This window comes from Pseudomonas sp. KB_12, assembly GCF_052114545.1.
Taxonomy (GTDB): domain Bacteria; phylum Pseudomonadota; class Gammaproteobacteria; order Pseudomonadales; family Pseudomonadaceae; genus Aquipseudomonas; species Aquipseudomonas brassicacearum.
Genome location: NZ_JBFREY010000023.1, coordinates 17,818 through 43,964 on the forward strand (window position 1 = coordinate 17,818; position 26,147 = coordinate 43,964).

General features: G+C 61.1%; 23 protein-coding genes. 17 read left to right on the forward strand and 6 right to left on the reverse strand.

Features of this window, described 5'->3' with window-relative positions; all coding sequences use genetic code 11:
- Positions 1-52: 52 nt before the first annotated feature.
- Together AB4Z20_RS18930 and AB4Z20_RS18935 are read right to left on the reverse strand one after the other, a co-directional pair.
- A complete protein-coding gene (locus tag AB4Z20_RS18930) occupies positions 53-643 on the reverse strand; it encodes an HD domain-containing protein (RefSeq protein ID WP_258690572.1) in 591 nt (196 codons plus the stop codon).
- Positions 644-657: 14 nt separating this feature from the next.
- A complete protein-coding gene (locus tag AB4Z20_RS18935) occupies positions 658-969 on the reverse strand; it encodes a DUF962 domain-containing protein (RefSeq protein WP_027912759.1) in 312 nt (103 codons plus the stop codon).
- A 139-nt stretch (positions 970-1,108) separates the two neighbouring features.
- On the opposite strand from AB4Z20_RS18935, the gene AB4Z20_RS18940 reads away from it, so the two are divergent.
- Positions 1,109-2,170, forward strand: coding sequence for an AraC family transcriptional regulator (locus tag AB4Z20_RS18940; RefSeq protein WP_442090401.1), 1,062 nt, complete (start codon positions 1,109-1,111; stop codon positions 2,168-2,170).
- Here AB4Z20_RS18940 and AB4Z20_RS18945 read toward each other — a convergent pair.
- Positions 2,127-3,581, reverse strand: coding sequence for a TrkH family potassium uptake protein (locus AB4Z20_RS18945; protein ID WP_253472377.1), 1,455 nt, complete (start codon positions 3,579-3,581; stop codon positions 2,127-2,129). The genes AB4Z20_RS18940 and AB4Z20_RS18945 overlap by 44 nt on opposite strands.
- Before the next feature lie 162 nt (positions 3,582-3,743).
- Between AB4Z20_RS18945 and AB4Z20_RS18950 the strand changes: the two genes are divergently transcribed.
- Positions 3,744-4,307, forward strand: coding sequence for an NAD(P)H nitroreductase (locus AB4Z20_RS18950; RefSeq protein WP_442090402.1), 564 nt, complete (start codon positions 3,744-3,746; stop codon positions 4,305-4,307).
- 42 nt (positions 4,308-4,349) lie between these two features.
- On the opposite strand, the gene AB4Z20_RS18955 is transcribed toward AB4Z20_RS18950, so the two are convergent.
- From AB4Z20_RS18955 to phhA, 3 genes are all read right to left on the reverse strand, one after another.
- Positions 4,350-5,543 (reverse strand): amino acid aminotransferase, encoded by a 1,194-nt coding sequence (locus AB4Z20_RS18955; protein ID WP_214510717.1) that lies wholly within the window; start codon positions 5,541-5,543, stop codon positions 4,350-4,352.
- The gene (locus tag AB4Z20_RS18960; protein ID WP_003184087.1) at positions 5,543-5,899 is read right to left on the reverse strand and encodes a 4a-hydroxytetrahydrobiopterin dehydratase; all 357 of its coding nucleotides are present in this window, start codon (positions 5,897-5,899) and stop codon (positions 5,543-5,545) included. Before AB4Z20_RS18960 ends, AB4Z20_RS18955 begins: the two co-directional genes overlap by 1 nt.
- A gap of 98 nt (positions 5,900-5,997) precedes the next feature.
- A complete protein-coding gene (phhA, locus tag AB4Z20_RS18965) occupies positions 5,998-6,783 on the reverse strand; it encodes a phenylalanine 4-monooxygenase (RefSeq protein WP_018614446.1) in 786 nt (261 codons plus the stop codon).
- A 335-nt stretch (positions 6,784-7,118) separates the two neighbouring features.
- Here phhA and AB4Z20_RS18970 point away from each other — a divergent pair, with 335 nt between their 5' ends.
- From AB4Z20_RS18970 to AB4Z20_RS19040, 15 genes are all read left to right on the forward strand, one after another.
- Entirely contained in the window at positions 7,119-8,678 is a 1,560-nt protein-coding gene (locus tag AB4Z20_RS18970) for a sigma-54-dependent transcriptional regulator (RefSeq protein WP_442090403.1), read from the forward strand.
- 125 nt (positions 8,679-8,803) lie between these two features.
- The gene (locus AB4Z20_RS18975) at positions 8,804-9,505 is read left to right on the forward strand and encodes a WbqC family protein (RefSeq protein WP_442090404.1); all 702 of its coding nucleotides are present in this window, start codon (positions 8,804-8,806) and stop codon (positions 9,503-9,505) included.
- Between the two features lie 51 nt (positions 9,506-9,556).
- Complete coding sequence (locus AB4Z20_RS18980; protein ID WP_442090405.1) at positions 9,557-13,093, forward strand: glycosyltransferase; 3,537 nt, start codon at positions 9,557-9,559, stop codon at positions 13,091-13,093.
- 45 nt (positions 13,094-13,138) lie between these two features.
- Entirely contained in the window at positions 13,139-13,867 is a 729-nt protein-coding gene (locus AB4Z20_RS18985; RefSeq protein WP_442090406.1) for a methyltransferase domain-containing protein, read from the forward strand.
- A complete protein-coding gene (locus tag AB4Z20_RS18990) occupies positions 13,864-14,712 on the forward strand; it encodes an NAD-dependent epimerase/dehydratase family protein (RefSeq protein ID WP_442090407.1) in 849 nt (282 codons plus the stop codon). Before AB4Z20_RS18985 ends, AB4Z20_RS18990 begins: the two co-directional genes overlap by 4 nt.
- A complete protein-coding gene (locus tag AB4Z20_RS18995; protein ID WP_442090408.1) occupies positions 14,709-15,686 on the forward strand; it encodes an ATP-grasp domain-containing protein in 978 nt (325 codons plus the stop codon). The genes AB4Z20_RS18990 and AB4Z20_RS18995 overlap by 4 nt, the downstream gene beginning before the upstream one ends.
- Complete coding sequence (locus AB4Z20_RS19000) at positions 15,667-16,344, forward strand: metallophosphoesterase family protein (protein WP_442090409.1); 678 nt, start codon at positions 15,667-15,669, stop codon at positions 16,342-16,344. Before AB4Z20_RS18995 ends, AB4Z20_RS19000 begins: the two co-directional genes overlap by 20 nt.
- 51 nt (positions 16,345-16,395) lie before the next feature.
- Positions 16,396-17,547, forward strand: coding sequence for a dTDP-4-amino-4,6-dideoxygalactose transaminase (gene rffA, locus AB4Z20_RS19005; RefSeq protein ID WP_442090410.1), 1,152 nt, complete (start codon positions 16,396-16,398; stop codon positions 17,545-17,547).
- A 174-nt stretch (positions 17,548-17,721) separates the two neighbouring features.
- The gene (locus AB4Z20_RS19010; protein WP_214510725.1) at positions 17,722-18,459 is read left to right on the forward strand and encodes a flagellar basal body rod protein FlgF; all 738 of its coding nucleotides are present in this window, start codon (positions 17,722-17,724) and stop codon (positions 18,457-18,459) included.
- A 49-nt stretch (positions 18,460-18,508) separates the two neighbouring features.
- The gene (flgG, locus tag AB4Z20_RS19015; RefSeq protein ID WP_214510726.1) at positions 18,509-19,294 is read left to right on the forward strand and encodes a flagellar basal-body rod protein FlgG; all 786 of its coding nucleotides are present in this window, start codon (positions 18,509-18,511) and stop codon (positions 19,292-19,294) included.
- Positions 19,295-19,361: 67 nt separating this feature from the next.
- Positions 19,362-20,057: a flagellar basal body L-ring protein FlgH gene (gene flgH, locus AB4Z20_RS19020; RefSeq protein ID WP_253472395.1), complete on the forward strand. Its 696-nt coding sequence runs from the start codon at positions 19,362-19,364 to the stop codon at positions 20,055-20,057.
- Positions 20,058-20,102: 45 nt separating this feature from the next.
- Complete coding sequence (locus tag AB4Z20_RS19025; RefSeq protein WP_161796644.1) at positions 20,103-21,173, forward strand: flagellar basal body P-ring protein FlgI; 1,071 nt, start codon at positions 20,103-20,105, stop codon at positions 21,171-21,173.
- Between the two features lie 10 nt (positions 21,174-21,183).
- Complete coding sequence (gene flgJ / locus AB4Z20_RS19030; protein ID WP_253472397.1) at positions 21,184-22,488, forward strand: flagellar assembly peptidoglycan hydrolase FlgJ; 1,305 nt, start codon at positions 21,184-21,186, stop codon at positions 22,486-22,488.
- A gap of 10 nt (positions 22,489-22,498) precedes the next feature.
- Positions 22,499-24,565, forward strand: coding sequence for a flagellar hook-associated protein FlgK (flgK, locus tag AB4Z20_RS19035; protein WP_442090411.1), 2,067 nt, complete (start codon positions 22,499-22,501; stop codon positions 24,563-24,565).
- 13 nt (positions 24,566-24,578) lie between these two features.
- Positions 24,579-26,144, forward strand: coding sequence for a flagellar hook-associated protein 3 (locus AB4Z20_RS19040; RefSeq protein ID WP_442090412.1), 1,566 nt, complete (start codon positions 24,579-24,581; stop codon positions 26,142-26,144).
- Positions 26,145-26,147 lie beyond the last annotated feature (3 nt).

The window sequence follows — 26,147 nt, forward strand, 5'->3', positions numbered from 1 at the left end:
GAGTCTCAAGCGAAAGATCAAAAGATCGCAGCCTCGTTGCACTCGTCAGCTCCTACAAGGCCGGTGCGTCAGCCATCGCCGCCTTGTAGATCGACTGCTTCGGCGCAGCAAACACCCTTTCCAGCATCGGCTCGAAGAAACTCAACGGCAGCGTGTCGTACTCGGGGTCGAACGCCGCCGCGTCATATTTCGCACAAAAGTCGACCGTCGCCTGGTACTGCGGATGTTCGAAAAACTGCTCGCGCAGGTGCCGGTCCATGCCCAGGTGATGGAAGAAGTAATAGCCCTGGAAAATCCCGTGTTTTTCCACCATCCACAGGTTTTCGGCGCTGACGAAGGGCTTGAGGATCGCCGCGGCGATGTCCGGGTGGTTATACGAGCCGAGGGTGTCGCCGATGTCGTGGAGCAGGGCGCAGACCACGTATTCGTCGTCCCGTCCGTCACGGTAGGCGCGGGTGGCGGTTTGCAGGGAGTGGGTCAGGCGGTCCACCGGGAACCCGCCGAAGTCGCCGTCCAGCAGTTTCAAATGGGCCAGGATCCGGCCCGGCAGTTGCCGGGCATAGGCGCTGAAATCGGCTGCGATGATCGCCCAGTCTTCCTGGGTGCCGTCCCGCATGTGGGTAAAGCGTGCATGAGTGTTCATAGGCAATCCTTTGGCTAGAACGCCACCTTGCCCAGCAGCATGTCGCGGTACATGACGAAATCGCCGAGCAGGCTGTAGAACGGATGCTGGAAGGTGGCGGGACGGTTTTTTTCGAAGAAGAAGTGCCCGACCCAGGCAAAGCCGTAGCCGGCCACGGGCAGTGCGAGCCACAGCCACCCGCTACCCACGACGAGGGCCATGACGAACACCAGGATGACCAGGGAGGTGCCGATGAAATGCAATCGGCGGCAGGTGCTGTTGCTGTGCTCGCCGAGGTAATACGGGTAGAACTCGGCGAACGTATTGAATCGTTTAGCGTTTTCCACGACGGCTGACTCTGTGGTTATTGTTCTGATACTCGAAGTCTAGAACCATCATTTACAACAGCCAGTGACAATGGGCGCCACTTTAGTATCCTTCGCAAATCCAGCCGTACCCTGCGGCTCGTCATGCAAGTAAAACGTCATGAACGAACGAACGACTTCTTCAAGCTGGGCGATGGGGATTGTCAAGGCGTTGGAAATCGACGGCCTGGATTGTCGGGTGCTGTTCAAGCAACTGGGGCTGGACTTTGATGCGCTGGACGATCCGGATGCACGCTTCCCCCAGGACTCGATGACGCGGCTCTGGCAGCGGGCGGTGGAATTGTCTGGTAACCCGGCCATTGGCTTGAACATGGGCAAAGTGGTGCGCCCGGCCTCGTTCCATGTGGCGGGCTACGCCTTGATGTCCAGTCGCACGCTGGCGGAGGGTTTCCAGCGACTGGTGCGATACCAGCGGATCATTGCCGAAAGCGCCGACTTGAGTTTTCGTCGGCTGGAAGAAGGCTACGGGCTGATTTTGACGGTGCACGGCGACCACTTACCCCCCACTCGCCAAAGTGCCGAAGCATCCCTGGCCTGTGCGTTGGCCCTGTGCAACTGGCTGACCGGGCGTACCTTGCACCCGGTAAAAGTGCTGTTCCAAGGCACCGAACCCCTGGACCTGGCGCCTTATCAGCGAGCCTTCTGCGCGCCGCTGGTGTTCGACGCGTCTTATGACGCGCTGATTTTTGAACGGGCTGACATGGAGGCGCCGCTGCCTACGGCCAACGAAGCCATGGCGCAGTTGCATGATCGGTTTGCCGGTGAATACCTCGCGCGTTTTTCGGAAAGCCGTGTGACGCACAAGGCACGACAAGTGTTGTGCCGACTGTTGCCCCAGGGCGAGCCCAAGCGTGACGTGGTGGCGCAGACGCTGCACTTGTCACAGCGCACCTTGCAGCGGCGCTTGCAGGAAGAGGGCACCAGTTTCCAGAGTTTGCTTGAGGACACCCGTCGTGAACTGGCCGAGCAGTACCTGGCGCAGCCGGGCATGACGCTGCTGGAAATCGCCTATCTGCTGGGGTTTGCCGACCCGAGCAATTTTTTCCGGGCCTTCCGTCGCTGGTTCGACACCACGCCTGGCGAATACCGGGCACGGTTGGCGAGCCAGCCTGAAGCGGTCAGTGACGCCAGAACGCCGGGATACACAGCACGAACACCGTGATGATCTCCAGTCGGCCCAGCAGCATGCCTCCTGACAGAATCCACTTGGCCGCGTCCGGCAGCGGTGCGAAGTTGCCAGCCGGCCCGATGGTTTCCCCCAGCCCCGGGCCGACGCCGGACACGGTGCTGGCCGCGCCGGTCAGCGCCGTCATCCATTCCACGCCCAGCAACGACAGCAGCAGGGCGATCACGCAGATGGTGATGGCGAAGAAGAACGAGAACGTAAGGATCGAGCGGACGATTTCTTCGTCGAGGCGATGACCGTTGTATTTCTGCTTAATCACCGCGCGGGGGTGGATCAGTTGATTAAGGTTGGCCCGCAGCAGGATGTAGGCGACCTGGAAGCGGAAGATCTTGATCCCGCCGGCCGTCGAGCCTGAACAACCGCCGACGAACCCCAGGTAGAAAAACAGCATCAGCGAAAAATTGCCCCACAGGCTGTAGTCGCCGAGGGCGAAACCGGTGGTGGTGACGATGGACGTCACGTTCAGCGCCACGTGCCGCAGCGCGTCCAGCCAATGCAGGTCGGTGGTCGCCCAATACCAGGTGCCGAGCACCAGCCAGGTCACCAGCAACACGCCGATGAGCCCCTGGACCTGCTGGTCCTTGATCAGCGCCCGGCGATTGCCCCGCAACATCGAGACGTACAGGGCAAACGGCAGGCTGCCGAGGATCATGATGACAATGACGACCCAGTGCACCGCCGGCTGGGTCCATTTGGCCAGGGACAGGTCCGAGGTGGAAAAACCGCCGGTGGAGATCGCCGACATCGCATGGTTGATGGCATCGAACAGGCTCATCCCGGCCCACCAGAGCGCCAGGGTGCCGAGAATGGTGATGCCCACGTAGGACGCCACGATCAGCCGCGCCACCATGTGGGAGCGGGGCATGACTTTTTCCGAGCGGTCCGACGATTCGGTCTGGAACAGCCGCATGCCACCGATGCGTAGCAAGGGCAGGATCGCCACCGCCATGCCGATGAAGCCGATACCGCCGAGCCAGTGCAGCAGCGAGCGCCACATCAGGATGCCCGGGGACATGGTGTCCAGGCCGCTCAGGACGGTGGCGCCGGTGGCGGTGATGCCCGACATGCTTTCGAAAAACGAGTCGGTGTAGCTGATCTTCTGGGTCAGCAGGAACGGCAGCGCGGCAAAGATACACACCACCAGCCAACTGCTGACGGTCAGCAAGTACATGTCGCGCGGGCGCAGGTGGATGTGTTCCGGGCGCCCGGGCAGCACCAGGGCCAGGCCGGCGAGGAAGGTGATCATGCTCGACCAGAGGAACGACGGCAGGTCGCCGGTGCGCTCGAAGACCATCAGGGTGGCCATGGGCACGACCATGAAGATCGCCAGGGTGATCAGGAAGATGCCGATGATGAAACCAATGATCCGCAGGGTCGGCAACGCCATGAAGTCCGCTCAGGCTGAAAAAGGAAGGGCGCCATTCTACCCGCGACAAGCGCCCTGTAAACCGGCACCCGGCGCGGAGTGGGCAGCTGGCCGCGGAATTTGCGCTAACGAACTCGCCGCACAGCCACTAGAATAGCCGGACATTTTTTCAGGAGGTGGCCGATGCAGGCTCTCGACGCTTTGCTCAACCGTGTTTCCGTCCCGCGCCTGGTGGAGCCGGCCCCCACGCCGGAACAGCGCGAACTCATGTTCGCCGCGGCCATGCGGGCACCGGATCACGGCCAGTTGCGGCCATGGCGTTTTCTGACGGTCGAAGGGCAGGCGCGCAATCGCATGGGCGAACTGCTGGCCGAAGCAGCGCGGTTCAATGACCCGCTGGTACCGGAAGCCGTCGTGGAAAAGGCCCTCAACGGCCCATTGCGCGCGCCCCTGGTCGTGGTGGTGATCGCCCGTCTGCAGGACCATTTCAAAATCCCCAAATCCGAGCAACTGTTGGCGGCCGGCTGCGCGGCCCATGGCATCTTGTTGGCGGCGTATGCCCAAGGGGTTGGCGGCGTGTGGCGCACCGGTGAACTGGCGTACTCGCCGCATGTGGCCAGGGGGCTTAGCCTTGAGGACGGGGAAGAGGTGATCGGTTTCCTCTACCTGGGCACGCCGCAGAAAGAAGCGCGCACGGCGCCGAAGGTGGAAACCGCCGAATTTGTCAGCGAGTGGACAGGCCTGTAGGAGCAAGCTCCCCCGCCACAAAATCAACGGCCGACGGTGGCGTTATTTACACGCGTCAGCAATAGCCTCGGCCAGCAGGTCCAGGCGCGTGGCGTCGATGCCGGCCACGTTGGCCCGGCCGGTGCCGACCATGTAGACACTGTGGCGCTCGCGCAGGTGCTTGACCTGTTCCGGCGTCAGGCCGGTGTAGGAAAACATCCCGCGTTGCACGCCGATATGGGCGAAGCGCTCGCGCAAGCCATGGGGTTCGAGGGCCTCCAGCAAGCCGCTGCGCAATTGCGCGATGCGCAGGCGCATGGCCTGGACTTCATCGGCCCACAGGCTCTTGAGTTCCGGGTTGCCGAGAATGGTCGCCACCACGGCCGCACCATGGTCCGGCGGTGTCGACCACAGGTTGCGGGCGATGTTTGCCAGTTGGCTGCGGATGTCCACCAGCTTCTCGGCATCCCGGGCACAGACGATCAACGCACCCGTACGATCGCGGTAGAGGCCGAAGTTCTTCGAGCAGGAACTGGTGACCAGCACTTCCGGCAGGGCCTGGGCAAACAGCCGGACCGCCCAGGCGTCCTGTTCCAACCCATCGCCGAAGCCCTGGTAGGCGAAGTCGATCAGTGGCAGCAGGTCGCGGTCGCGCACCACCTCCAACACCTGGTGCCATTGCTCATGGGACAGGTCGAACCCGGTGGGGTTGTGGCAACAGGCGTGCAGCAGCACCACATCACCTTTGGGCGCCTGGTTCAGGGCCGCCAGCATTGCTTCGAAATCCAGGCGGTTATCGGCGCCCACGTAAGGGTAGTGACTGACCTTGACCCCGGCCGCGGCGAAGATGGTCTCGTGGATCGGCCAGGTCGGGTTGCTCAGCCACACGCCACGGCCCGGCAAACATTGGGCGATGAAGTCGGCACTCAGGCGCAGCGCACCGGTGCCGCCTGGTGTCTGGGTGGCGCCGGCACGTTTGGCGCTGATCAGTGGTGAGTCGGCGCCCAGCACCAGCTCGTTGATCAATTGGCCGAACGCAGCGTCGCCATGGCCGCCGATGTAGGTCTTGGTGGTCTGGCGATCCACTAGCCGTTGTTCAGCCTGTTTCACTGACTGAAGAATCGGCGTCAGGCCCTGGGCATCCTTGTAGACGCCCACGCCCAGGTCGAACTTGCTCGGGTTGGCGTCCGCCCCGTAGGCCTCCATCAGGCCCAGGATCGGGTCGCCGGGTACCCGGCCGATGGCGTCGAAATGCATTACTTGCGGCCCTCGGCGGTCTTGGCCACGTCATCGGTGCGGGCGGCCATGATGAAATCGTTGCGGTGCAGGCCCTTGATGGAGTGGCTCCACCAGGTCACGGTGACTTTGCCCCATTCGGTGAGCAAGCCAGGGTGGTGGCCTTCGGCCTCGGAAATTTCACCGACAGCGTTGGTGAATGCCAAGGCGTGCTTGAAGTTCTTGAACAGGAAAACTTTTTCCAGTTGCATCACGCCGTCGCGCACTTCGATGTTCCAGTCGGGGATCTGCTTGATCAGCACCGGCAGTTCTTCGTCGCTGACTTGTGGGGCATCGGCGCGGCAGGCTTCGCAATGGGCTTGGTTCAGAGTGTTCATGGTGTGTTCCCGGATCGAATATTTGAAAACGTCGATGCACCCACGCTAAAGCAAAGCCGTGTTGTGCAACAGACTCAATTGAGATTAAAAGACGCGGTTCACGCAGCCTTCGGTGGGAATTTCGGCGTGTGCAGGCCCAGTTCCCGACCGCGCTTGACCATGCCCATGATGTCTTCGTGGGCCAGGTCGAACAGGCGCTTGAGCTCGGGCAACACGAAATACACCGGTTGCAGAATGTCGATGCGATACGGCGTGCGCATGGCTTCCAGTGGATCGAAGGCCTGATGCTCAGGCTCGTCGGACAGGCAGTACACGGTTTCCTTGGGCGAGGACAGGATGCCGCCACCGTAGATGCGCCGGCCCTGCGGGGTCTGCACCAGGCCGAACTCAATGGTCATCCAGTACAGGCGCGCCAGGTAGACGCGTTCTTCCTTGGACGCCTGTAGGCCGAGCTTGCCGTAGGTGTGGGTGAATTCGGCAAACCAGGGGTTGGTCAGCAGCGGGCAGTGGCCGAAGATCTCGTGGAAAATGTCCGGCTCTTGCAGGTAATCCAGCTCTTCGCGGGTACGAATGAAGGTCGCCACTGGAAACTGCTTGCTGGCGAGCAATTCGAAGAAGGTCTGGAAGGGGATCAGTGCCGGCACCCGGGCGACTTGCCAGCCCGTGGTCGCGCCCAGCACCTTGTTGATTTCATCCAGTTGCGGGATACGGTCGTGGGGCAGGCCAAGCTTGTCGATGCCGTCCAGGTATTCCTGGCACGCACGGCCTTCGATGACTTTCAGCTGGCGGGTGATCAGCGTGTTCCACACCGCATGTTCTTCGGCGGTGTAGTGGATAAAACCTTGCGCATCGGGCTCGCGGGCCACGTACTGCGTCTGCTTCATGCTGCTCTCCTGCTGATTTCCCTCTGGGGGAAGATGTGTTTGTTGTTATGTCCAGCGGTGTATTAGAGATAACTCGAAGCAGGGGGATACGCATCGGCCTGGCTAAGAGGGCTTGGGTGAAGAAAGGGTTAATTTGTAAAGTTTTCGTTACGAATTGGTCGGCGCTGCGGTGTTGTCGGGTTTTTCAGGTGGGAATCGGCCTACATCTGTCACATAATCTTGACGACTATTTACGTTGTCGCGCAGAAAACCTTTGTGGCGAGGGAGCAAGCTCCCTCGCCACAGGGGGATTTGAATGGCGCGCCTTTCTATCTCATACGCACCCGGGCCTCTTCATGCGCATCAAAGTCCATTGCCAGAACCGCATCGGCATCCTGCGGGACATCCTCAATCTGTTGGTGGAGTACGGCATCAACGTCGCCCGGGGGGAGGTGGGTGGCGAGCATGGCAATGCGATCTACCTGCACTGCCCAAACCTGATCAACATCCAGTTCCAGGCGCTGCGTCCGAAATTTGAAGGCATTGCCGGGGTATTTGGCGTCAAGCGTGTAGGGCTGATGCCCAGCGAGCGTCGGCACATGGAGCTCAACGCCTTGCTCGGCGCCTTGGAATTCCCGGTGCTGTCCATCGACATGGGCGGCTCCATCGTTGCGGCCAACCGGGCGGCGGCGCAGTTGCTCGGGGTGCGAGTGGACGAGGTGCCGGGGATTCCCCTGTCCCGCTATGCCGAGGATTTCGACTTGCCGGAACTGGTGCGGGCCAACCAGTCGCGCATCAACGGCCTGCGGGTCAAGGTCAAGGGCGATGTGTTCCTGGCCGACATCGCGCCACTGCAATCGGAGCACGACGACAGCGAAGCCATGGCCGGTGCGGTGCTGACGCTGCACCGGGCCGACCGGGTGGGCGAACGTATCTATAACGTGCGCAAACAGGAGCTGCGTGGCTTCGACAGTATTTTCCAGAGTTCGAAGGTCATGGCGGCGGTGGTCCGTGAGGCCCGGCGCATGGCACCGCTGGACGCGCCGCTATTGATAGAGGGTGAAACCGGCACTGGCAAGGAGCTGCTGGCCCGCGCCTGTCACCTGGCGAGCCCGCGCGGGCAATCGCCATTGATGGCGCTCAACTGTGCCGGGCTGCCCGAGTCCATGGCCGAGACCGAGCTGTTCGGCTACGGCCCCGGAGCCTTCGAAGGCGCCCGGGCCGAAGGCAAGCTCGGCCTGCTGGAACTGACTGCCGGGGGTACGCTGTTCCTCGACGGGGTCGGGGAAATGAGCCCGCGCCTGCAAGTGAAACTGCTGCGCTTTTTGCAGGACGGTTGCTTCCGGCGTGTCGGCAGCGATGAAGAGGTGTACCTGGACGTCAGGGTGATCTGCGCCACCCAGGTCGATTTGTCCGAACTCTGCGCCCGGGGCGAATTCCGCCAGGATCTGTACCACCGCTTGAACGTGCTTTCCTTGCACATCCCACCGCTGCGCGAATGCCTCGATGGCCTGGCGCCGCTGGTTGAGCATTTCCTCGACCAGGCCAGCCGCCAGATCGGCTGCGCCTTGCCCAAGCTGGCCCCGGCGGCGATGGATCGTCTCAGTCACTACCACTGGCCGGGCAATGTCCGGCAACTGGAAAACGTGCTGTTCCAGGCGGTTTCCCTGTGCGATGGCGGGATGGTGAAGGCCGAGCATATCCGCCTGCCGGACTACGGCGTGCGCCAACCCCTTGGCGATTTTTCCCTTGAGGGTGGCCTGGACGACATTGTCGGGCGCTTCGAGAAAGCGGTGCTGGAGCGCTTGTACTCCGAGCACCCCAGCAGCCGGCAACTGGGCAAGCGGCTGGGGGTTTCCCATACGACCATTGCCAATAAGTTGCGGGAGTATGAGGTCGGCAAGACTGAGCCGTAGCGGGGGGCGTTTTTTCCCTGGTATGGGATTTGCTAGATCGTGGCCTGTCCCCCGCTTATTCATAGGGGGTGGCGATTTTTTGACAGGGCAGAGGCCCGGTTTCGGCTGCGTACGTGAGGCTCAGGATGCAAAAGAAAATAGCTGTGGTGCAGTCGAACTACATCCCTTGGAAGGGGTATTTCGATCTGATCCGTAGCGTCGATGCGTTCATCCTCTATGACGATGTCCAGTACACCCGGAGTGACTGGCGCAACCGCAACAAGATCAAGACTGCCCAGGGTGAGCATTGGCTGAGTATTCCAGTCAAGAAAAAAGGCCGTCTCGGCCAGTTGATCAACGAAGTCCAGATCAACAGTCCGGATTGGGCCGCTGCGCACTGGAAGACGATTGAGCAGAGCTACCGCCGCGCACCTTGCTTCGCCCAGATGGAGGCGCCGATTCGCGCGCTCTACGAGCAGGCGGCCGAGCTCACCCACCTGACCCGTATCAACCACCTGTTCATTGCCGGCTTGTGTCCCCTGCTGGGAATTCACACGCCGCTTTACCGTTCCGAAGACCTGGGTGGTGTAGAGGGCAAGAATGAACGCCTGATCCATCTATGCCAGGCCCTCGGGGCCAACGAATACCTCTCTGGACCCGCGGCCAGTCATTACCTCGACGAAGCGGCGTTCGCCGCCAATGGGATCGCGGTGTCGTATATGAGCTATGCCGGTTATCCCGAATATCCGCAGGTGTATGGCGACTTCCAGCATGCGGTCAGTGTTATTGACCTGTTGTTCAATACCGGCGCGGATGCATCGGATTTTCTGAAGAAAAGGGCTGCCTGAGCGGGCCTTGCCAGTGACACCCCTTTGATTTGATTCTGGAGATTGCACCCGATGTCGAACCTTGCGCAGCTGGACGCTCATTCGCTTGAACAGGCGTTGGCGCGTCTGCGGCTGATGTATGCCAAACCCGAGCATCCGTACTACTTCCTGGCGCCTGCCTACCGTGAGTCGTCGTCGGGCGTCGTCTCGCTGCACTACCTCTGCCACATGCTCAATCTCAGTGGGCGTGAGGCCTACATCTGCGGCACCGAAGTGGTCAATCCAGACCTCAAGACACCCGTGATCGATTCCGCAATCAAACAGCGTCATATAGCGGCGGGCAAGGTGCCGATTGCGGTTTATCCCGAGGTGTTCCCAGGCAATCCGCTCAACTGTTCGGTCGTGGCGCGTTTTCTGCTGAATTTCGAGGGGTTCCTCACGGGAAATGGCATGAACGCCGCGCCCACCGACTTGTTTTTCTATTACGCCGCCCGGCTCGCCGAGCACCGTGGTGACCTTGATGGTGACCTGTTGTGTTTGCCGGCGATCGATATCGAAATGTTCTCGACGGTGGGCGCCGCAGCTGTGCGTAAAGGGAGCTATCTCTACCAGAACCGCCACCCATTGGACCAGATCGACTACTCGCTACTGCCAGCGGATATCCGCCTGCTGAGCATGGCCAACCCCTTGTCCCTGTCCGAGCTGGCCGAGCTGCTGCGCAGTGCGGAGGTGATGTACAGCTATGAGTGGTCAATGACCTGCGTCATGGCGGTGCTGTGTGGCTGCCCGGTGATCTTCATTCCGGGACATGGCGTCGACCAGCCACTGCTCGACACCAGTTTCTTCGGCAGTGTCGGCTTTGCCATGCTCGATCAGCCGGACCCGTTGGAACATGCGCGGGCAAGCCTCGGTGACGCCTTGCATCGTTACGTCGAGCGCACCGCGTCTTTCTGGCAGCAGTTGGACGTGTTCATTGCAAAAACCCAGGCGACTGCCGCTCGAGAGGCGGTTGGCAATCGTCTGGGGGCGCTCGACTGGCTGCGCCAACGTTACCCGACGGCGCAGCAATTGCGTCTGATGAATGAGTGCTTGGCCAACTCGGCTGCACCCAGTTTCACTGTCCTGGTCCGCGATAACGGCAATCAGTTGGCGCTGGCTCACACCCTGGACAGCCTGGATCGACAGTTGTACCAGCGCATCCATGTGTGCGTGATGGGGGGCGCTGACCCGGGGCGTGCCAATGTTCAGTGGTTGGCGTGTGATCCCAAGCAACCGGCAGCCGCGATCAATGGCTTGCTCGAGGGCGTCCAGAGCGATTGGGTCATGCTGGTGGAGGCGGGGGAGGAGTTCATCGCCGCAGGGTTGCTGGTGACGGCTCTGAATCTGCTTGATGCGCCTGACGGGTGCCTGGCGGTGTACGCCGACGAGGCGCTGCGTACGGGCGGCGTGATCGATCTCTCGTTGCGACCCGACCTGAATCTGGATTTGTTGTTGGCGTTTCCGGCCAGCCATTCCCGTCACTGGATGTACCGTCGTGAGGCGCTGATGCGCTTGAACGGTTTTGATAATGCCTGCGGTGGCGCCTTTGAATTGGCCTGCCAACTGCGCCTGATCATCGAGCAGGGCATGGCGAGCATCGGTCATGTCAGCGAACCCTTGTTGATCGCCAACGAGGTGCGACAGTCTGAGTGCGCGGACGAGCGTGCGGTCATCGATGCGCATCTGCAAGCGCGTGGTTATGGGCAGGCGCGTGCGATTGCACTGGAGCCGGGCCGCTATCGTATCGACTATGGTCACGAGCGGCAGGCCTCGGTCAGTATTGTGATTTACCTGGAAGGGCAGTTGGCGAATTTCCAGCGTTGCCTGGAAAGCCTGCTGACGCAGACCCGCGCGGTGGACTTCGAGGTCTTGCTGGTTGAACCGGGCAACGATGAGCCTGCATTGCTAGAGTGGTTAGGGCTGGTCGAGGAGATGGGCGAGGGCCGTTTCCAGGTGTTGCGTTTCATGCCCGGGCAGTCGCGTGCGGCCATGTGCAATGCGGCGGCTCAGGAGGCGCGCGGCGAGTACCTGCTCTGGCTCGATGCGCAAAGCGCTGTGCTTGAGCCAGGGTGGCTGCAGGCGTTGCTCAATCACGCCCAGCGTCCGGAAGTGGGCGCCGTGGGAGGCAAGTTGCAGGATAGCCAAGGCCACATACGCCAGGCGGGCCTTGTGTTGGGGCAGGGCGGAGTTGTCGGTCGGGCGTTCGAGGGCCTGTCATCCCAGGCCGCGGGTTACATGGGGCGGCTTGGGCTTGAGCAGAACTGCTCCGCAGTGGGCGGTGAATGCCTGATTCTGCGGCGGGACCTGTTTCTCGAAGCCGATGGTTTCGACACCGATCCGCTGCTGGCGCCCTGGACCGATGTCGACCTGTGCCTGAAGCTGCAGCAAGCCGGTTACCTGAACGTCTGGACCCCTTACGCGCGGCTGTTGGTAAGCCCGTCGGCAGATGCCCGTGCAAGTAGCGAACAGGAGGATGCCTTGTTCGCGCGCTGGTTGCCGCAGTTGGCCCGCGACCCGGCCTACAACGCCAACCTTTCGCTGCGCGCTGGCGAAGGTTTTGTCCGGGAAAACAAGGACCTGTGCTGGTATCCGCTGCAAGGCAGCGTGCCGAGGGTGCTGGTCTTTGTCACCGAACAACGGGCGGGGGCCTATTCGCGACTGGTTCAGCCGTTCAGCACATTGCTTGAAGCGGGGCAGGTCGAAGGCGCGGCTGTTTCGAGTTTGCTGTCGCCGGTGGAGATCGAGCGCCTGGCGCCGACGACCATCGTGTTACAGCGTCCTCTGGATGATGCCGGGCTGCTAACCCTGAGCCGCCTGAGGGCGTTTTCCAAGGCATTTACCGTCTACGATCTGGACGGTTACTTGCCGCAGATGGAATTGAAGGGCGATTACTCTGCCGATGAGCTGCTGGAGCGTCTGCGGTTCGGGATGTTGCAGGTCGATCGGGTGCTGGTCCCCACGCCAGCGCTGGCCGAACTGTTACAGGGTCAGCATGACGACATCCGCGTGCTGGAGACCCTGCTACCGGCTGCATGGGGCCGCGTACAAAGCAAGCGCCGCATGGGCTCCAAGCCACGCCTGGGCTGGCTGGGCGGGAAGGATGCTGAACTGCTGGCCGACGTGCTGCCCGCGTTGGCTGACGAAGTCGAGTGGGTGGTGCTCGGCGACTGTCCCGCAGCACTGCAGCCTTTTTTGAAGGAACTGCACCCAGCTGTCGCGCAGCAGCAGTTGGCTGGGGCCATGGGAGCCTTGAATCTGGATCTTGCGCTGGTACCCATGGCTGAAACCCTGGGTAATGCCTGTTCTGGTGATTTACGTGTCCTGCAGCATGCCGCTTGCGGGCATCCGGTCATTTGCAGCCGCATGCCGGGGTTTATTGGCGGCGAGGTGTTGCCGCTGTCGCGAGTGAGTAACGAGGCGCAAGACTGGATCCGGGCGATTCGCTTGCATCTGGAAGACCGTGAGGCCTCTGCGACGCTGGGGGATACCTTGCAGTCCACCGTGCGAGCGCAGTGGCTTCTTGAAGGCGAGCGCCTGGCCGCCTGGCGACGGGCCTGGTTGGCCGATTGATGTGTACGAATGACTACCTTGGCCGCGCAGCGGAGTGCATGTGACATGAGCAACGATCTTGATACCTTCATCGCAGCCTACAGCGACAGCTTTGGCTACGCGTATGACAACAACATCATTCTCAATTGGTATCCCCAGCGCATCATGGCGCTGTGCACCCAGGCGCAGAGCCTGCTGGAGCTCGGTGTGGGCCATGGTTTCAGCACCCACCGCTTCTCGCAGTTCTTCAGTGGACACACGGTCATCGATGGCTCTGCCTCGGTGATCGCCCAATTCAAGGCCCAGTACCCGGACAATACGGCCGAGATCGTCGAAAGTTATTTCGAGACATTCGACACCGACAAACGTTTCGATCTCATCGTGATGGGATTTGTCCTGGAACATGTCGAAGACCCACAGGCCGTGCTGCAAAGGTTCAAGCGCTTTCTTGCACCGGGTGGTCGTTGCTTCGTGCTGGTTCCCAATGGTGAGTCCCTGCATCGGCGGTTCGGCCATGCTGCCGGACTGCTTGGCGACATGATGGCGTTGGGGCGTGGCGATCTGGAGCTGGGCCATGTGCGCAGCTACTCGCTCCAGACCTTGACCGCTGAACTGGAAGCCGCCGGGCTCCAGGTCGTGCGCAAGGAAGGCGTGTTTCTCAAGCCCTTCACCACCGGACAATTGAAAGAGTTGAACCTGGGGCCGGACATCGTCCAGGCCATGTGCACCGTGGGCATCGATTACCCAGAGCTCAGTTGCGCGCTGATGCTTGAAGCGACAGTCCCCCAGTCATGAAAAGCCTGGTCATTGGCAGTACATCAGTCATTGGCAAGGCGGTCGCCCTCGCGTTGTCGCGCCTTGGCGAAGTCAAGTTGGCGGGGCGCCGGGATGCCGATATTACTTTTGACCTCGCTAGCCAGGCGCCTTGCGCGTGCGATGAGCGCTTCGATGTCGTCGTGCTGGCCGCTGCCGATTTCGGCGGTCGTCAGCCGGACGATCTGGTTCGTGCCGAGCTGATCAACAGCGTCGGGACATTGGCTGCCTGCCGCCTGGCCGAACAATGCGGGGCGCGCCATTTCATTCTGTTGTCGTCGCGTTCGGCCTGCGACCGGCCGGCGGATCCTTATTTCGGCATCTACTCGCTGTCCAAGCGCCATGCCGAGGAAGTGGCCAGCCTGTATTGCCAAGAGCGGGGCATGGCGTTGAGCATCCTGCGCATCAGTCAGGTCTACGATAGCGGCGAGCAGTGCAGGTCTCACCAGCCACTGTTCTACGCCATCGCCGACAAGGCGCAGGTGGGGCAAACCGTCGAGCTGTATGGCAGCAACGATGCCAGGCGCAACTACCTGCACCTGAGTGACCTTGCCGAGGTCTGCGCGCGGCTGGCAGAGCAGGGTATTGCTGGCTTGTACAACTGCGGCCATCCTGAATCTCCCCGTCTTTCCGAAATTGCCCAGGCCGCATTCGAGGCGTTTGGCAAGCCGTCGGATATCCGCTTCCTGCCGGAAAAAAGCGATATTCCCGATTTGCCTCCCTTTGACTGCGCGCATGAGCTGTACGAGCAAATAGGATTTACTCCGCGAATAGATGTTCGCCGGGGTTTTGAGCTGATGAGAGCGCAACGGGAGAGTCTGTCATGAAGACCGTCATGGTGACTGGCGTAGGCGCCATCATGGGCTATGGCCTGCTCAAGTCACTGCATGATGCGTCTCCCTCTGTTCGTTTGGTCGGCACGGATATCTACGACGACGCTGTCGGTCGCGGCTGGAGCGATGTATTCGTGCAGGCCCCGCTGACTGCAGACCCGGCGTACGGCCAGTGGCTGGGCGACACATTGGCCAGGAACAAGGTTGATCTGCTTATTCCCGGGATCGAACAGGATGTCCATTGGTTGTCGGACAACCGAGCGTTGTTGGCGACATTTGATTGTCAGGTCGTGCTCAACAACCAGGAATTGATCGACCTTTCCAAGGACAAGTGGGCAATGGACCAGGCGCTGGTGGCGCTGGGGGATGCCAGCCGTATTCCCAGCCTGCTGTCGGGGAATTTTCACTCCCTGAAGGCGGCCTTGGGCCTGCCGTTCCTGCTCAAGCCGCGTAGAAGCTACGCCTCCAAAGGGCTGGTCTGGGTTCGTGAGGAGCGCGACTTTACGCCTCACGCGGCACTGCTCGGTGATTACCTCATGGCGCAACCTATCATTGGCAGCGCGGCCGACGAATTCACCGTGGCGGCGTTTGGCAATGGTAGCGGCGACACTGGTCCGATCATCGCCTTCCAGCGCAAGCTGGCCTCAGACGGGTCCACCGCCAAGGCTTGGGTGTATCAGGATGATTCGCTGGATCAGGTGGTTGGCAGGCTGTGCCGCGCCTTCAAGCCGGTGGGGCCGACCAACCTGCAGTTCCGTCGTGGCATCGACGGCTCCTGGAGCCTGCTCGAGATCAATCCGCGAATATCCTCGACCAGTTCTATACGTCGCGCATTTGGCTACAACGAGGCCGCCATGTGTCTGGATCATTACCTCGACGGCAAGGCACCGGCCCAGCCAACCATTCGCAGTGGTTTCGCTGTTCGTTATATAGAGGATTTCATTGTCTATGATCGGGATCATTTCTGACGTACATGGCAATTACAGCGCCCTGCGGACAGTGCTTGCCAAGCTTGATGAGCTGGGTGTGTCGCAGATTATCTGCCTGGGCGACACGGCCGGTTATTACAGCCAGGTCAATGAGTGTTGCGAGGCCCTGCGCGAGCGAAACATCTTTTCTGTGATGGGCAATCATGATTGGTACCTGGCGAAGAATGAGCGCTGCCCCCGTTCCAATAGCGCCAATGCTTGCCTGGACTATCAGCAGGGCATTATCACTGCGCAGAATCTGGCCTGGCTGGGGGCGCTCCCGGAGCGCTCGACCCAGCATCAATTAAGCATCGTCCATGGCGGCTGGAACGATCCTCTGGACGAATATGTCCGGCCCTCGCAAACGTATTTCGCGCCTTTGCCTGGCCAGTATTTCGCATCAGGCCATACCCATGTCCAGTACTTGTGGAGTGGCGAGGGCAAGGTCTATTGCAACCCCGGTTCAGTTGGCCAGCCACGTGATGGCGATGCTCGGGCAGCTTTCGCGACCTGGGACGGTCAAGCCTTCGCCCTGCATCGGATTGAGTACGATATTGGTGAAACCCAACAGGCCATGAAGGGGGCCGGATTTACTCCGTACTTCTACGAAAATCTAGATACAGGCAGTCAGATCGGTGGGCGGATTAGTGCGGTTTGAAGTTCTATGCTGTGCGCCACTATTTACTATGCCCACCCAGGGAAGTTTGCAATGAGCAACGAAACGATACTCTTCAACCGCCCGTACATGACCGGCAAAGAGCTGGATTACATTGCCCAGGCCAAATTCGGCAACATGCTCGCCGGTGATGGCCCATTCACCAAGCGTTGTCACCGTTGGCTGGAGTCGCACACGGGTTGCAACACGGCATTGCTCACCCACTCATGTACGGCTGCGCTGGAAATGGCGGCGTTGCTGCTGGACATCCAGCCTGGCGACGAAGTCATCCTGCCTTCCTATACCTTCGTCTCCACGGCCAATGCCTTTGTGTTGCGTGGCGCGGTGCCGGTCTTCGTCGATATTCGTCCTGATACCCTGAACCTGGACGAGCGTCTGATCGAGGCGGCGATCACGTCACGGACCAAGGCCATCGTGCCCGTCCATTACGCCGGTGTGGCCTGCGAGATGGACACTATCCTGGCTATTGCGCATAAGCATGGGCTGGCGGTGGTTGAAGACGCCGCGCAAGGTGTGATGTCAACCTACAAGGGTCGAGCCTTGGGCAGTATCGGAAACCTTGGGGCATTCAGCTTTCACGAGACCAAGAACGTGATCTCGGGGGAGGGCGGGGCGTTGCTGGTCAATGATCCTGCAATGGCATTGCAAGCCGAGATCATCCGGGAAAAAGGTACCGATCGCAGTCGATTCTTCAGGGGCGAGGTGGACAAATACACCTGGCAAGAGGTGGGCTCCTCGTTTCTGCCTGGAGAAATGACAGCAGCCTTCCTCTGGGCCCAATTGGAAGAGGCGCAAGCCATCACCCATCGCCGCCTGGTGATCTGGGACTATTACCATGCTGCGTTGGCGGGACTTGAGCAGCAAGGGTTGCTTCGTCGTCCGATCATTCCTGAAAACTGCCAGCACAATGCGCACATGTACTACGTGCTCCTCGCCCCTGGCGTGGAGCGCCAGGCCGTTCTCGAGGCGCTCAAGAGCCACGCAATCTATGCGGTGTTCCATTACGTGCCGCTGCATTCATCCCCTGGTGGAACGCGCTATGGGCGTGTGCATGGCGCAATGGATATTACCGATGGTTATTCCGAGCGACTGTTGCGTTTGCCGCTATGGCTCGGTCTATCCGCAGATCAACAAGACCGGGTGGTCGATGTGCTCGGCGGTGCTTTGGCAGCCCTTGCCACTTAGCGGCATGACACCGCCGGTTTTTCGTCTTCGATACAACTCGGCAATGCCCTCCGAATCCCCAGAGCCCTTTGTTTCATGGGCCTGGCCCCGCCAGAAAAAAGTTGGTCTGCAAATTGCTTAAGGCTGTGCAACACAGCAGTGGGCGGCAAACGTCCGGCATGCAGAGGAACGACAGTGGACAAGTACCTTTATGTGGCAATGACCGGCGCCAGCCAGAACGCACTGGCGCAGCGGGCCCATGCCAACAACCTGGCGAACATCTCCACCAATGGTTTTCAGAAAGACCTGGAGCAGGCGCGCTCGATGCCGGTGTTCGGCGACAGCTTTCCGGCGCGGGCGTTTGCCCTGTCCGAACGACCTGCTACTGATTTCACCCCGGGTGCGCTGATTGAAACCGGTCGCGACCTCGACGTCGCGGTCAGCGGGCCGGGCTGGATGGCCGTGCAGAACCCCGACGGCGGTGAAAGCTACGTGCGCACCGGCAGCCTCAATGTTGACGCCCTGGGCGTACTGCGGGCCGGCAACGGCATGCCGGTGATGGGCAACGGCGGTCCGATCGCCGTGCCGCCGGAGCAGAAAATCGAGATCGGCCAGGACGGCACCATCAGCATCCGCGCCATGGGCGAAGGCCCGCGGGTAATGGCTGAAGTGGACCGCATCAAGCTGGTCAACCCGGACCTCAAGAACATGACCAAGGGCCTGGATGGTTCGATCCGGACCAAGGACGGCCAGCCGGCGCCCATCGATGCCAACGTGCAGTTGGTGTCGGGTTTCCAGGAAGCGAGCAACGTCAATGCCGTGGATGAGATGACCTCGGTGCTGGCCCTGGCCAAGCAGTTCGAGCTTCACGTCAAGATGATGAACACCGCCAAAGAAGGCGACGAGGCCATGGCTCGGGTCTTGCAGATCTAACCATTAACTAAAGCGTCGCGCCGAAAAACAGGCGTACGAGGAGAATCGAATGCTTCCGGCTCTATGGGTTGCCAAAACAGGTCTGTCCGCCCAGGACACCAACCTGACGACCATTTCCAACAACCTGGCGAACGTTTCGACCACGGGTTTCAAACGTGATCGTGCCGAGTTCCAGGACCTGCTGTATCAGGTGAAACGCCAGCCTGGCGCCCAGTCGACCCAGGACAGCGAACTGCCGTCGGGCCTGCAAGTGGGTACCGGTGTACGCATTGTCGGCACCCAGAAAAACTTCACCGCCGGCAGCCTGCAAACCACCGAGCAGCCGCTGGACATGGCCATCGACGGTCGCGGTTTCTTCCAGATCCTGCAGCCGGACGGCACCACGTCCTACACCCGTGACGGTACGTTCCACCTCGATTCCAACGGCCAGATCGTCAATGCCAGCGGTTTCGCCCTGGAGCCGGCGATCATCATCCCGAACGATGCCCAGACCTTTACCGTGGGCCGTGACGGCACCGTGTCCATCACGGTGGCGGGCAACCCGGCCTCCCAAGTGATCGGCAACCTGCAGACCGCCGACTTCATCAACCCGGCCGGCCTGCAAGCGGTGGGCAACAACCTGTTCCTGGAAACCGCCGCCAGTGGTGCGCCACAAATCGGCACCCCGGGCCTGAACGGTTTCGGCACCACGCTGCAGAACACCCTGGAAACGTCCAACGTGAGCACCGTGGAGGAGATGGTCAACATGATCACCACCCAGCGCGCCTACGAGATGAACTCCAAGGTGATCTCCACTGCCGACCAGATGCTCTCGTTCGTTACGCAGAATCTGTAATCACGTCGTCCGTCATTGCATAGACAGGGCGGCCCCAGGGTCGCCTGCAACACCAAGAGGTAGGGTCATGAAACGCTTCGTATCTGTTCTGGCACTGAGTGGGATCACCGCACTCGCGGGCTGTGTCGCGCCGACACCCAGGCCCAATGACCCGTATTACGCCCCGGTGTTGCCGCGCACGCCGTTGCCGGCTGCGGCCAACAATGGTTCGATCTACCAGGCCGGCTTCGAGCAGAATCTGTACAGCGACCGCAAGGCCTTCCGGGTCGGTGACATCATCACCATCACCCTGAACGAGCGGACCCAGGCCAGCAAGAACGCCAACTCGCAAATGGACAAGACCAGCAATACCAGCGTCGGCCTGACCTCGCTGTTCGGCTCCAGCTTGACCGCCAACAACCCGATCGGGGGCAACGACCTGAGCCTCAACGCCGGGTACAACTCTGACCGTGCCACCAAGGGCGACAGCAAGTCCGGCCAGAGCAACAGCCTGACCGGCTCGATTACCGTGACCGTCGCCGATGTGCTGCCCAACGGCATCATCGTCGTGCGCGGCGAGAAGTGGCTGACCCTTAACACGGGTGACGAACTGGTGCGCATCGCCGGCATGGTTCGCGCCGATGACATCGCCACCGACAACACGGTTTCCTCGACCCGTGTGGCCGATGCACGCATCACCTACTCGGGCACCGGTGCCTTTGCCGATGCGAGCCAGCCAGGTTGGTTCGACCGTTTCTTCCTCAGCCCGAAGTTCCCTTTCTAGGTGGCCCAGTTGAATCTTAAGCAGCTGTTGCTCGGTGCCCTGGTGATGTCCGCGGCCTTCACCGCTCAAGCCGAGCGTTTGAAGGACATCGCCAGCATTTCCGGCGTGCGTTCCAACCAGTTGATCGGCTATGGCCTGGTCGTGGGGCTGAACGGCACCGGTGACCAGACCACCCAGACCCCGTTCACCCTGCAGACCTTCAACAACATGTTGTCGCAGTTCGGCATCAAGGTGCCGGCCGGTTCCGGCAACGTCCAGTTGAAAAACGTCGCGGCCGTGTCGATCAGTGCTGATCTGCCGGCGTTCGCCAAGCCTGGCCAACAGGTGGATATCACCGTCTCGTCCATCGGTAACTCCAAGAGCCTGCGTGGCGGCACTCTGCTGCTGACGCCGCTCAAGGGTATCGACGGCAACGTCTACGCCATCGCCCAGGGCAACCTGGTGGTGGGCGGTTTCGATGCCGAGGGGCGCGACGGTTCGAAGATCACCGTCAACGTTCCGTCGGCCGGTCGAATCCCTGGCGGCGCGTCGGTGGAACGTGCGGTACCGAGCGGTTTCAACCAGGGCAACAGCCTGACGCTGAACCTCAACCGTTCCGACTTCACCACCGCCAAGCGTATCGTCGACAAGATCAACGACATGCTCGGCCCAGGCGTGGCCCAGGCCCTCGATGGTGGCTCGATCCGCGTCACCGCGCCTCTCGACCCAAGCCAGCGGGTCGACTACCTGTCGATCCTGGAAAACCTCGAGGTTGATCCGGGCCAGGCGGTGGCGAAAGTCATCATCAACTCGCGTACCGGCACCATCGTGATCGGTCAGAACGTCAAGGTGTCTCCGGCCGCCGTGACCCACGGCAGCCTGACCGTGACCATCACCGAAGACCCGATCGTCAGCCAGCCTGGCCCGTTGTCCAACGGCCAGACGGCCGTAGTGCCCCGTTCGCGGGTCAATGCCGAGCAAGAAGCCAAGCCGATGTTCAAGTTCGGCCCGGGCACTACCCTGGATGAAATCGTCCGGGCGGTGAACCAGGTCGGCGCGGCGCCGGGCGACTTGATGGCGATTCTCGAAGCCTTGAAGCAGGCCGGCGCGTTGCAAGCCGACCTGATCGTGATTTGAGGACCGGTCCATGGACATGCGCAAGGGCACTTTGATCAGCGGGGATTCGGGTTCCTACTCGGACCTGAACCGTCTGAACCAGCTCAAGGTCGGCGACAAGAACAGCGACGGCAACCTGCGTAAAGTGGCCCAGGAATTCGAGTCGCTGTTCCTTGGCGAAATGCTCAAGTCCATGCGTTCGGCCACCGATGCGCTGGGCAAGGACAATCCGATGAACACACCGCAAGCCAAGCAGTACCAAGAAATGTACGACCAGCAGTTGGCCGTTTCCATGTCCCGCGAAGGCGGTGGTATCGGCCTGGCCGATGTGCTGCTGCGCCAGATGTCCAAGAACAAACCGCTGGCGCCAGGCGAGGCGGCAAGCTTGTCGGCCGCCAAGCAGCAAGAGGCGCTGGACAAGGTTGCCAAGGCAGCGGTGCCAACGCCAGTGGCCGCCGGCACGCTGCCTGATGGCCCGCTTTCGCGTTCCAACGGCCAGCGTCCGCTGTGGGCTTCCCGGGCGGTGAACGTGCCGCAAGGGGCGGGCGAGGGTACTCACCGCAATGACATGGAGCTGATCAACCAGCGCCGTCTGGCCTTGCCGCCGAAACTGGCTGACCGCCTGCTTGCCGGGCTGGTGCCTTCGGCTGCCGCCAACGCCGATGCGCCTGCACAGAACGTCCTGACGGATCGCGCCATCGCCGCCGTCAAGCCGGCGACTGGCGAACTGGCCAATGGTGACTGGTTGGCTGCACTCAAGGCCGCCGAGCCGAAAGGCGACATGCAGGTCTATGGCCGCGCCGTGGCCCAGCCACCGCTGGCACCGGCACGCAAGGCCTTCCGCGATGCCGACGAATTCGTCAACGCCATGCTGCCAATGGCCAAGGAAGCCGCCGACCGCATCGGTGTCGACCCGCGTTACCTGGTGGCCCAGGCCGCCCTGGAAACCGGTTGGGGCAAATCGGTCATGCGCCAGCCCGATGGCACCAGCAGTCACAACCTGTTCGGCATCAAGGCCAGCGCCAATTGGAAGGGCGATTCGGCCCGGGCGATCACCAGCGAATTCCGCAATGGCGCGATGGTCAAGGAAACGGCCGAGTTCCGCTCCTATGCCTCGTACCGCGACAGTTTCCATGACTTGGTCAACCTGCTGCAAAGCAACAGTCGCTATCAAGATGTACTGAAGTCGGCCGATAACCCCGAACAGTTTGTACGCGAGTTGCAGAAGGCCGGTTACGCCACCGACCCGCACTACGCCAGCAAGATTTCGCACATAGCCCGGCAGATGACGAGTTACCAAAACTACGCTTCGGCTGGCGCCACCACGACTTTATAAGGTCTGAACCATGAGTTTGCTCAATATCGGGATGTCGGGTCTGTCCGCAAGCCAGACCGCACTGGTGACCACGGGTAACAACATCGCCAACGTCGATACCGCAGGGTATTCGCGTCAGCAGACCGTGCAGACCACCAAGGCGTCGAACCAGTACGGCAACGTGTTCATCGGTTCCGGCACGACCCTGGCCGATGTGCGCCGGGTGTATAACGCCTTCCTTGAAGCACAACTGAAAACCACCACGTCGCTCAACAGTGACGCAGCGGCCTATCAGGGCCAGATTACTCCGCTCGACTCCCTGTTGTCGGACAGCGGCACCGGTCTCAACGGCGCGCTGACCAAGTTTTTCGCCTCGGTGCAGAACGTCAACGCCAAGCCGGGTGACGATGCATCCCGTCAGCTGCTGCTCAGCGATGCCCAGGCCTTGAGCAACCGTTTCAATTCGGTTGCCAACCAGTTGACGGAGCAGAGCCAGAACATCAATGGCAACCTGTCGAATATGGTCGACCAGGTCAATAACCTGGCGGCCACCGTGGCGCAGTTGAACAAGAAAATCGCCGAAGTCTCCAATGCCGGCGGCGCGCCCAACGACCTGCTCGACGCCCGCGGCGAAACCATTCGCCAGCTCTCGACGTTCACCGGCACGCAGGTCGTCGAGAACGGCAGCAGCCTGGACATCTACCTGGGCTCCGGCCAACCGTTGGTGATGGGTAATATCGTCAATACCTTGCAAGCGGTGCCGGACAAGAACGATCCGGGGCGCATTGGTATCCAGCTCAACAGCGGTTCCAGTTCCATGGACCTGACCTCGGTGCTCACCGGCGGCGAGATCGGTGGCCTGATGCGCTACCGCAGCACCGTGCTCGACCCGGCCATGAACGAGCTGGGTCGCGTGGCTCTGGTGGTCGCCGACCAGATGAACAGCGTCCAGGCCTCGGGCATCGACATGAACGGGGCCTTCGGCTCCAACCTGTTCACTAACATCAACAGCGCCGCGCTGATCAGCCAGCGCAGCGTTGCGTCGTTGAACAACAGCGCCGGCTCCGGCAACTTCAACATCGCCATCAAAGACTCCGGCAAGCTGACCACCAACGACTACAAGGTGACGTTCACCACCGGCACGGACTACACCGTCCAGCGCCTGCCCGACGGCACCTCGATGGGCGCGTTCAACACCGCGACCACGCCGCCGCCGGTGATCGACGGTTTCTCGATGACCTTCGCCAACGGCACCGCTGCCGCCGGCGACACGTTCAAGCTCACGCCGACCCGCAACGAGGCGGCCAACATCAAGACCGAGATGACCGACTCCAAGCGGCTGGCGATTGCCGCGCCGTTGGGCGCCGCCATCGTGCCAGGGGGCAGCGGTACGCTGACCATTCCGGCCAACGGCCAGCCGAGCATGACCACCAAGCTGGACATCTACGACGCCGCCACCACGACCATCATCCAGAACGGCATCAAGAACTCCATGCCGGTCAAGGTGGTGTTCGGCGCGACGTCCGCCGATGGCACCAGCCAGGCTTATCAGTTGCTCGATGCCAAGGGCACTCAGATCAGCAATGGCACGATCAAACCTGGCGAAAGCAACACCCTGAGCCTGAGTGTTCCGCTCAAGGACGCCAGTGGTAACCCGATCATGGATTCTTCCGTGCCACCGGTACAGCGCACCGTCACGTTCGACATGTCCATTGCCGGTGCTCCGTCCAACGGAGCGTCCATCAATGTCAGCCTCAGCCAGCCCGGCAGCCTGGACAACCGTAACGGTACGGTCCTGGCCGGCTTGCAGACCGCCAAGACCGTGGACACCGGTTCCTCCAGCAAGGGCATTTCCCTGAACGATGCCTACGGCAAGCTGGTGGAGGGCGTCGGCGCCAAGGCCGCCCAGGGCAAGCTCGACAGTGCCGCCACTGGCGCGATCCTGGACAACGCCAAGACCGCCCGCGATTCGTTGTCGGGTGTGGACCTGGATGAAGAAACCGGCAACCTGGTCAAGTTCCAGCAGTACTACACCGCGTCTTCGCAGATCATCAAGGCGGCGCAGCAAATTTTCAGCACTTTGATCAACAGTCTTTAAGGAGCCGTAGCCCATGCGCATTTCTACTTCTCAGTTTTACGAAAGCACGGCTGCGAACTACCAGAAAAATTTCGCCAAGGTGGTCAAGACCAGCGAAGAAGCCAGCAGCCTGGTACGTGTGAACACCGCCGCCGATGATCCGGTGGGCGCTTCGCGTCTGCTGCAGTTGGGTACGCAAGCGTCGATGCTGTCTCAGTACGAAGCCAACGTCACCACCATCAAGGCGACCCTGGGCACCACTGAAGCGGTGATGACCAGCATTGGCAACGTGTTGCAGCGCGCCAAGGAACTGGCCGTGAGCGCCGGTAACGCCGCTTACACCGACTCGGACCGTAAAGCCGTTGCCTCGGAATTGGGGTCGATCGAAGATCAGTTGCTGAGCCTGATGAACACCAAGGATGAAAACGGCAAGTACATTTTTTCCGGTTCCAAGGGCGATGTCGTACCGTTCACCCGCAACGACGACGGCACCTACAGCTACAACGGCGACCAGGTGACCCTGGACCTGCCGATCGGCGACACCATGTCGATGGCCACCAACAGCACTGGCTGGGAAGTGTTCCAGCAAGCCGTCAATACCAGTCGCAGCCAGGTCACCATGACCGCGCCGGCGGTGGATGATGGTCGCGTGGTGTTGACCAACGGCCAAGTGTCGTCCAGCGTGACCTACAACAGCCAGTTCCGCAGTGGCGAGCCGTACACGGTGGAGTTCACCAGCGGCACCCAGTTGAAAATCACCGATTCGGGTGGCAACGATGTGACCGCCGAGGCCAGCAAGGGCGGGGTCATCGACCCCAACAACCAGACCGGTCAGACCGTGAGCTTTCGTGGCGTCGACTTGACCTTGAACGTCAATCTTCATGCGGGCGACGTTGCCGGCACGATCCTGCCCGGTCACACGTTCACCCTGGCTGCCAAACCCGACTCGTTCACTCCGGCCCGCAGTCCGGGCAACACCACCGCGACTCAGATCACCGGTAGCCAGATCACCGATCCAGTGGCCTACCACGCCAGCTTCCCGACGGGGTCGGCGGTGCTGAAGTTTACCAGTGCTACGGACTTCGACCTGTACGCCGCACCACTGACCGCTGACAGCAAACCGGTGTCCAGCGGCACCCTGGCGGGCAACGTCGCCACCGCATCCGGTGTGAGTTTCACGCTCAATGGTGCTCCGGCCGCCAACGATCAGTTCAGCGTCGCGGTCAATACTCACGAGACGCAGAATGTCCTGGACACCGTGAACCAGTTGCGGACCGCTTTGAATACGCCGGCCAATGGCGACAACATCGCCATCCAGAAACTGAATGCGTCACTGGCTTCGGCTATCGGTAACCTGGCCAGCGGCACTGACCAGTTGACCAGTGCACTGAGTTCGGTCGGCGGTCGCGGCCAGTCGCTCGATACCCAGAGCGATACCAATCAGAGCTTTGTCCTGGCTAACACGCAGACCCAGTCGGCGATTCGTGATTCCGACGCGGCCGAGGTGATGACGCGCCTGACCTTGCAGCAGACTATGCTTCAAGCGTCGCAGTTGGCGTTCAGCAAGATCGCTCAATTGGGCCTGTTCAACAAAGTGTGATCC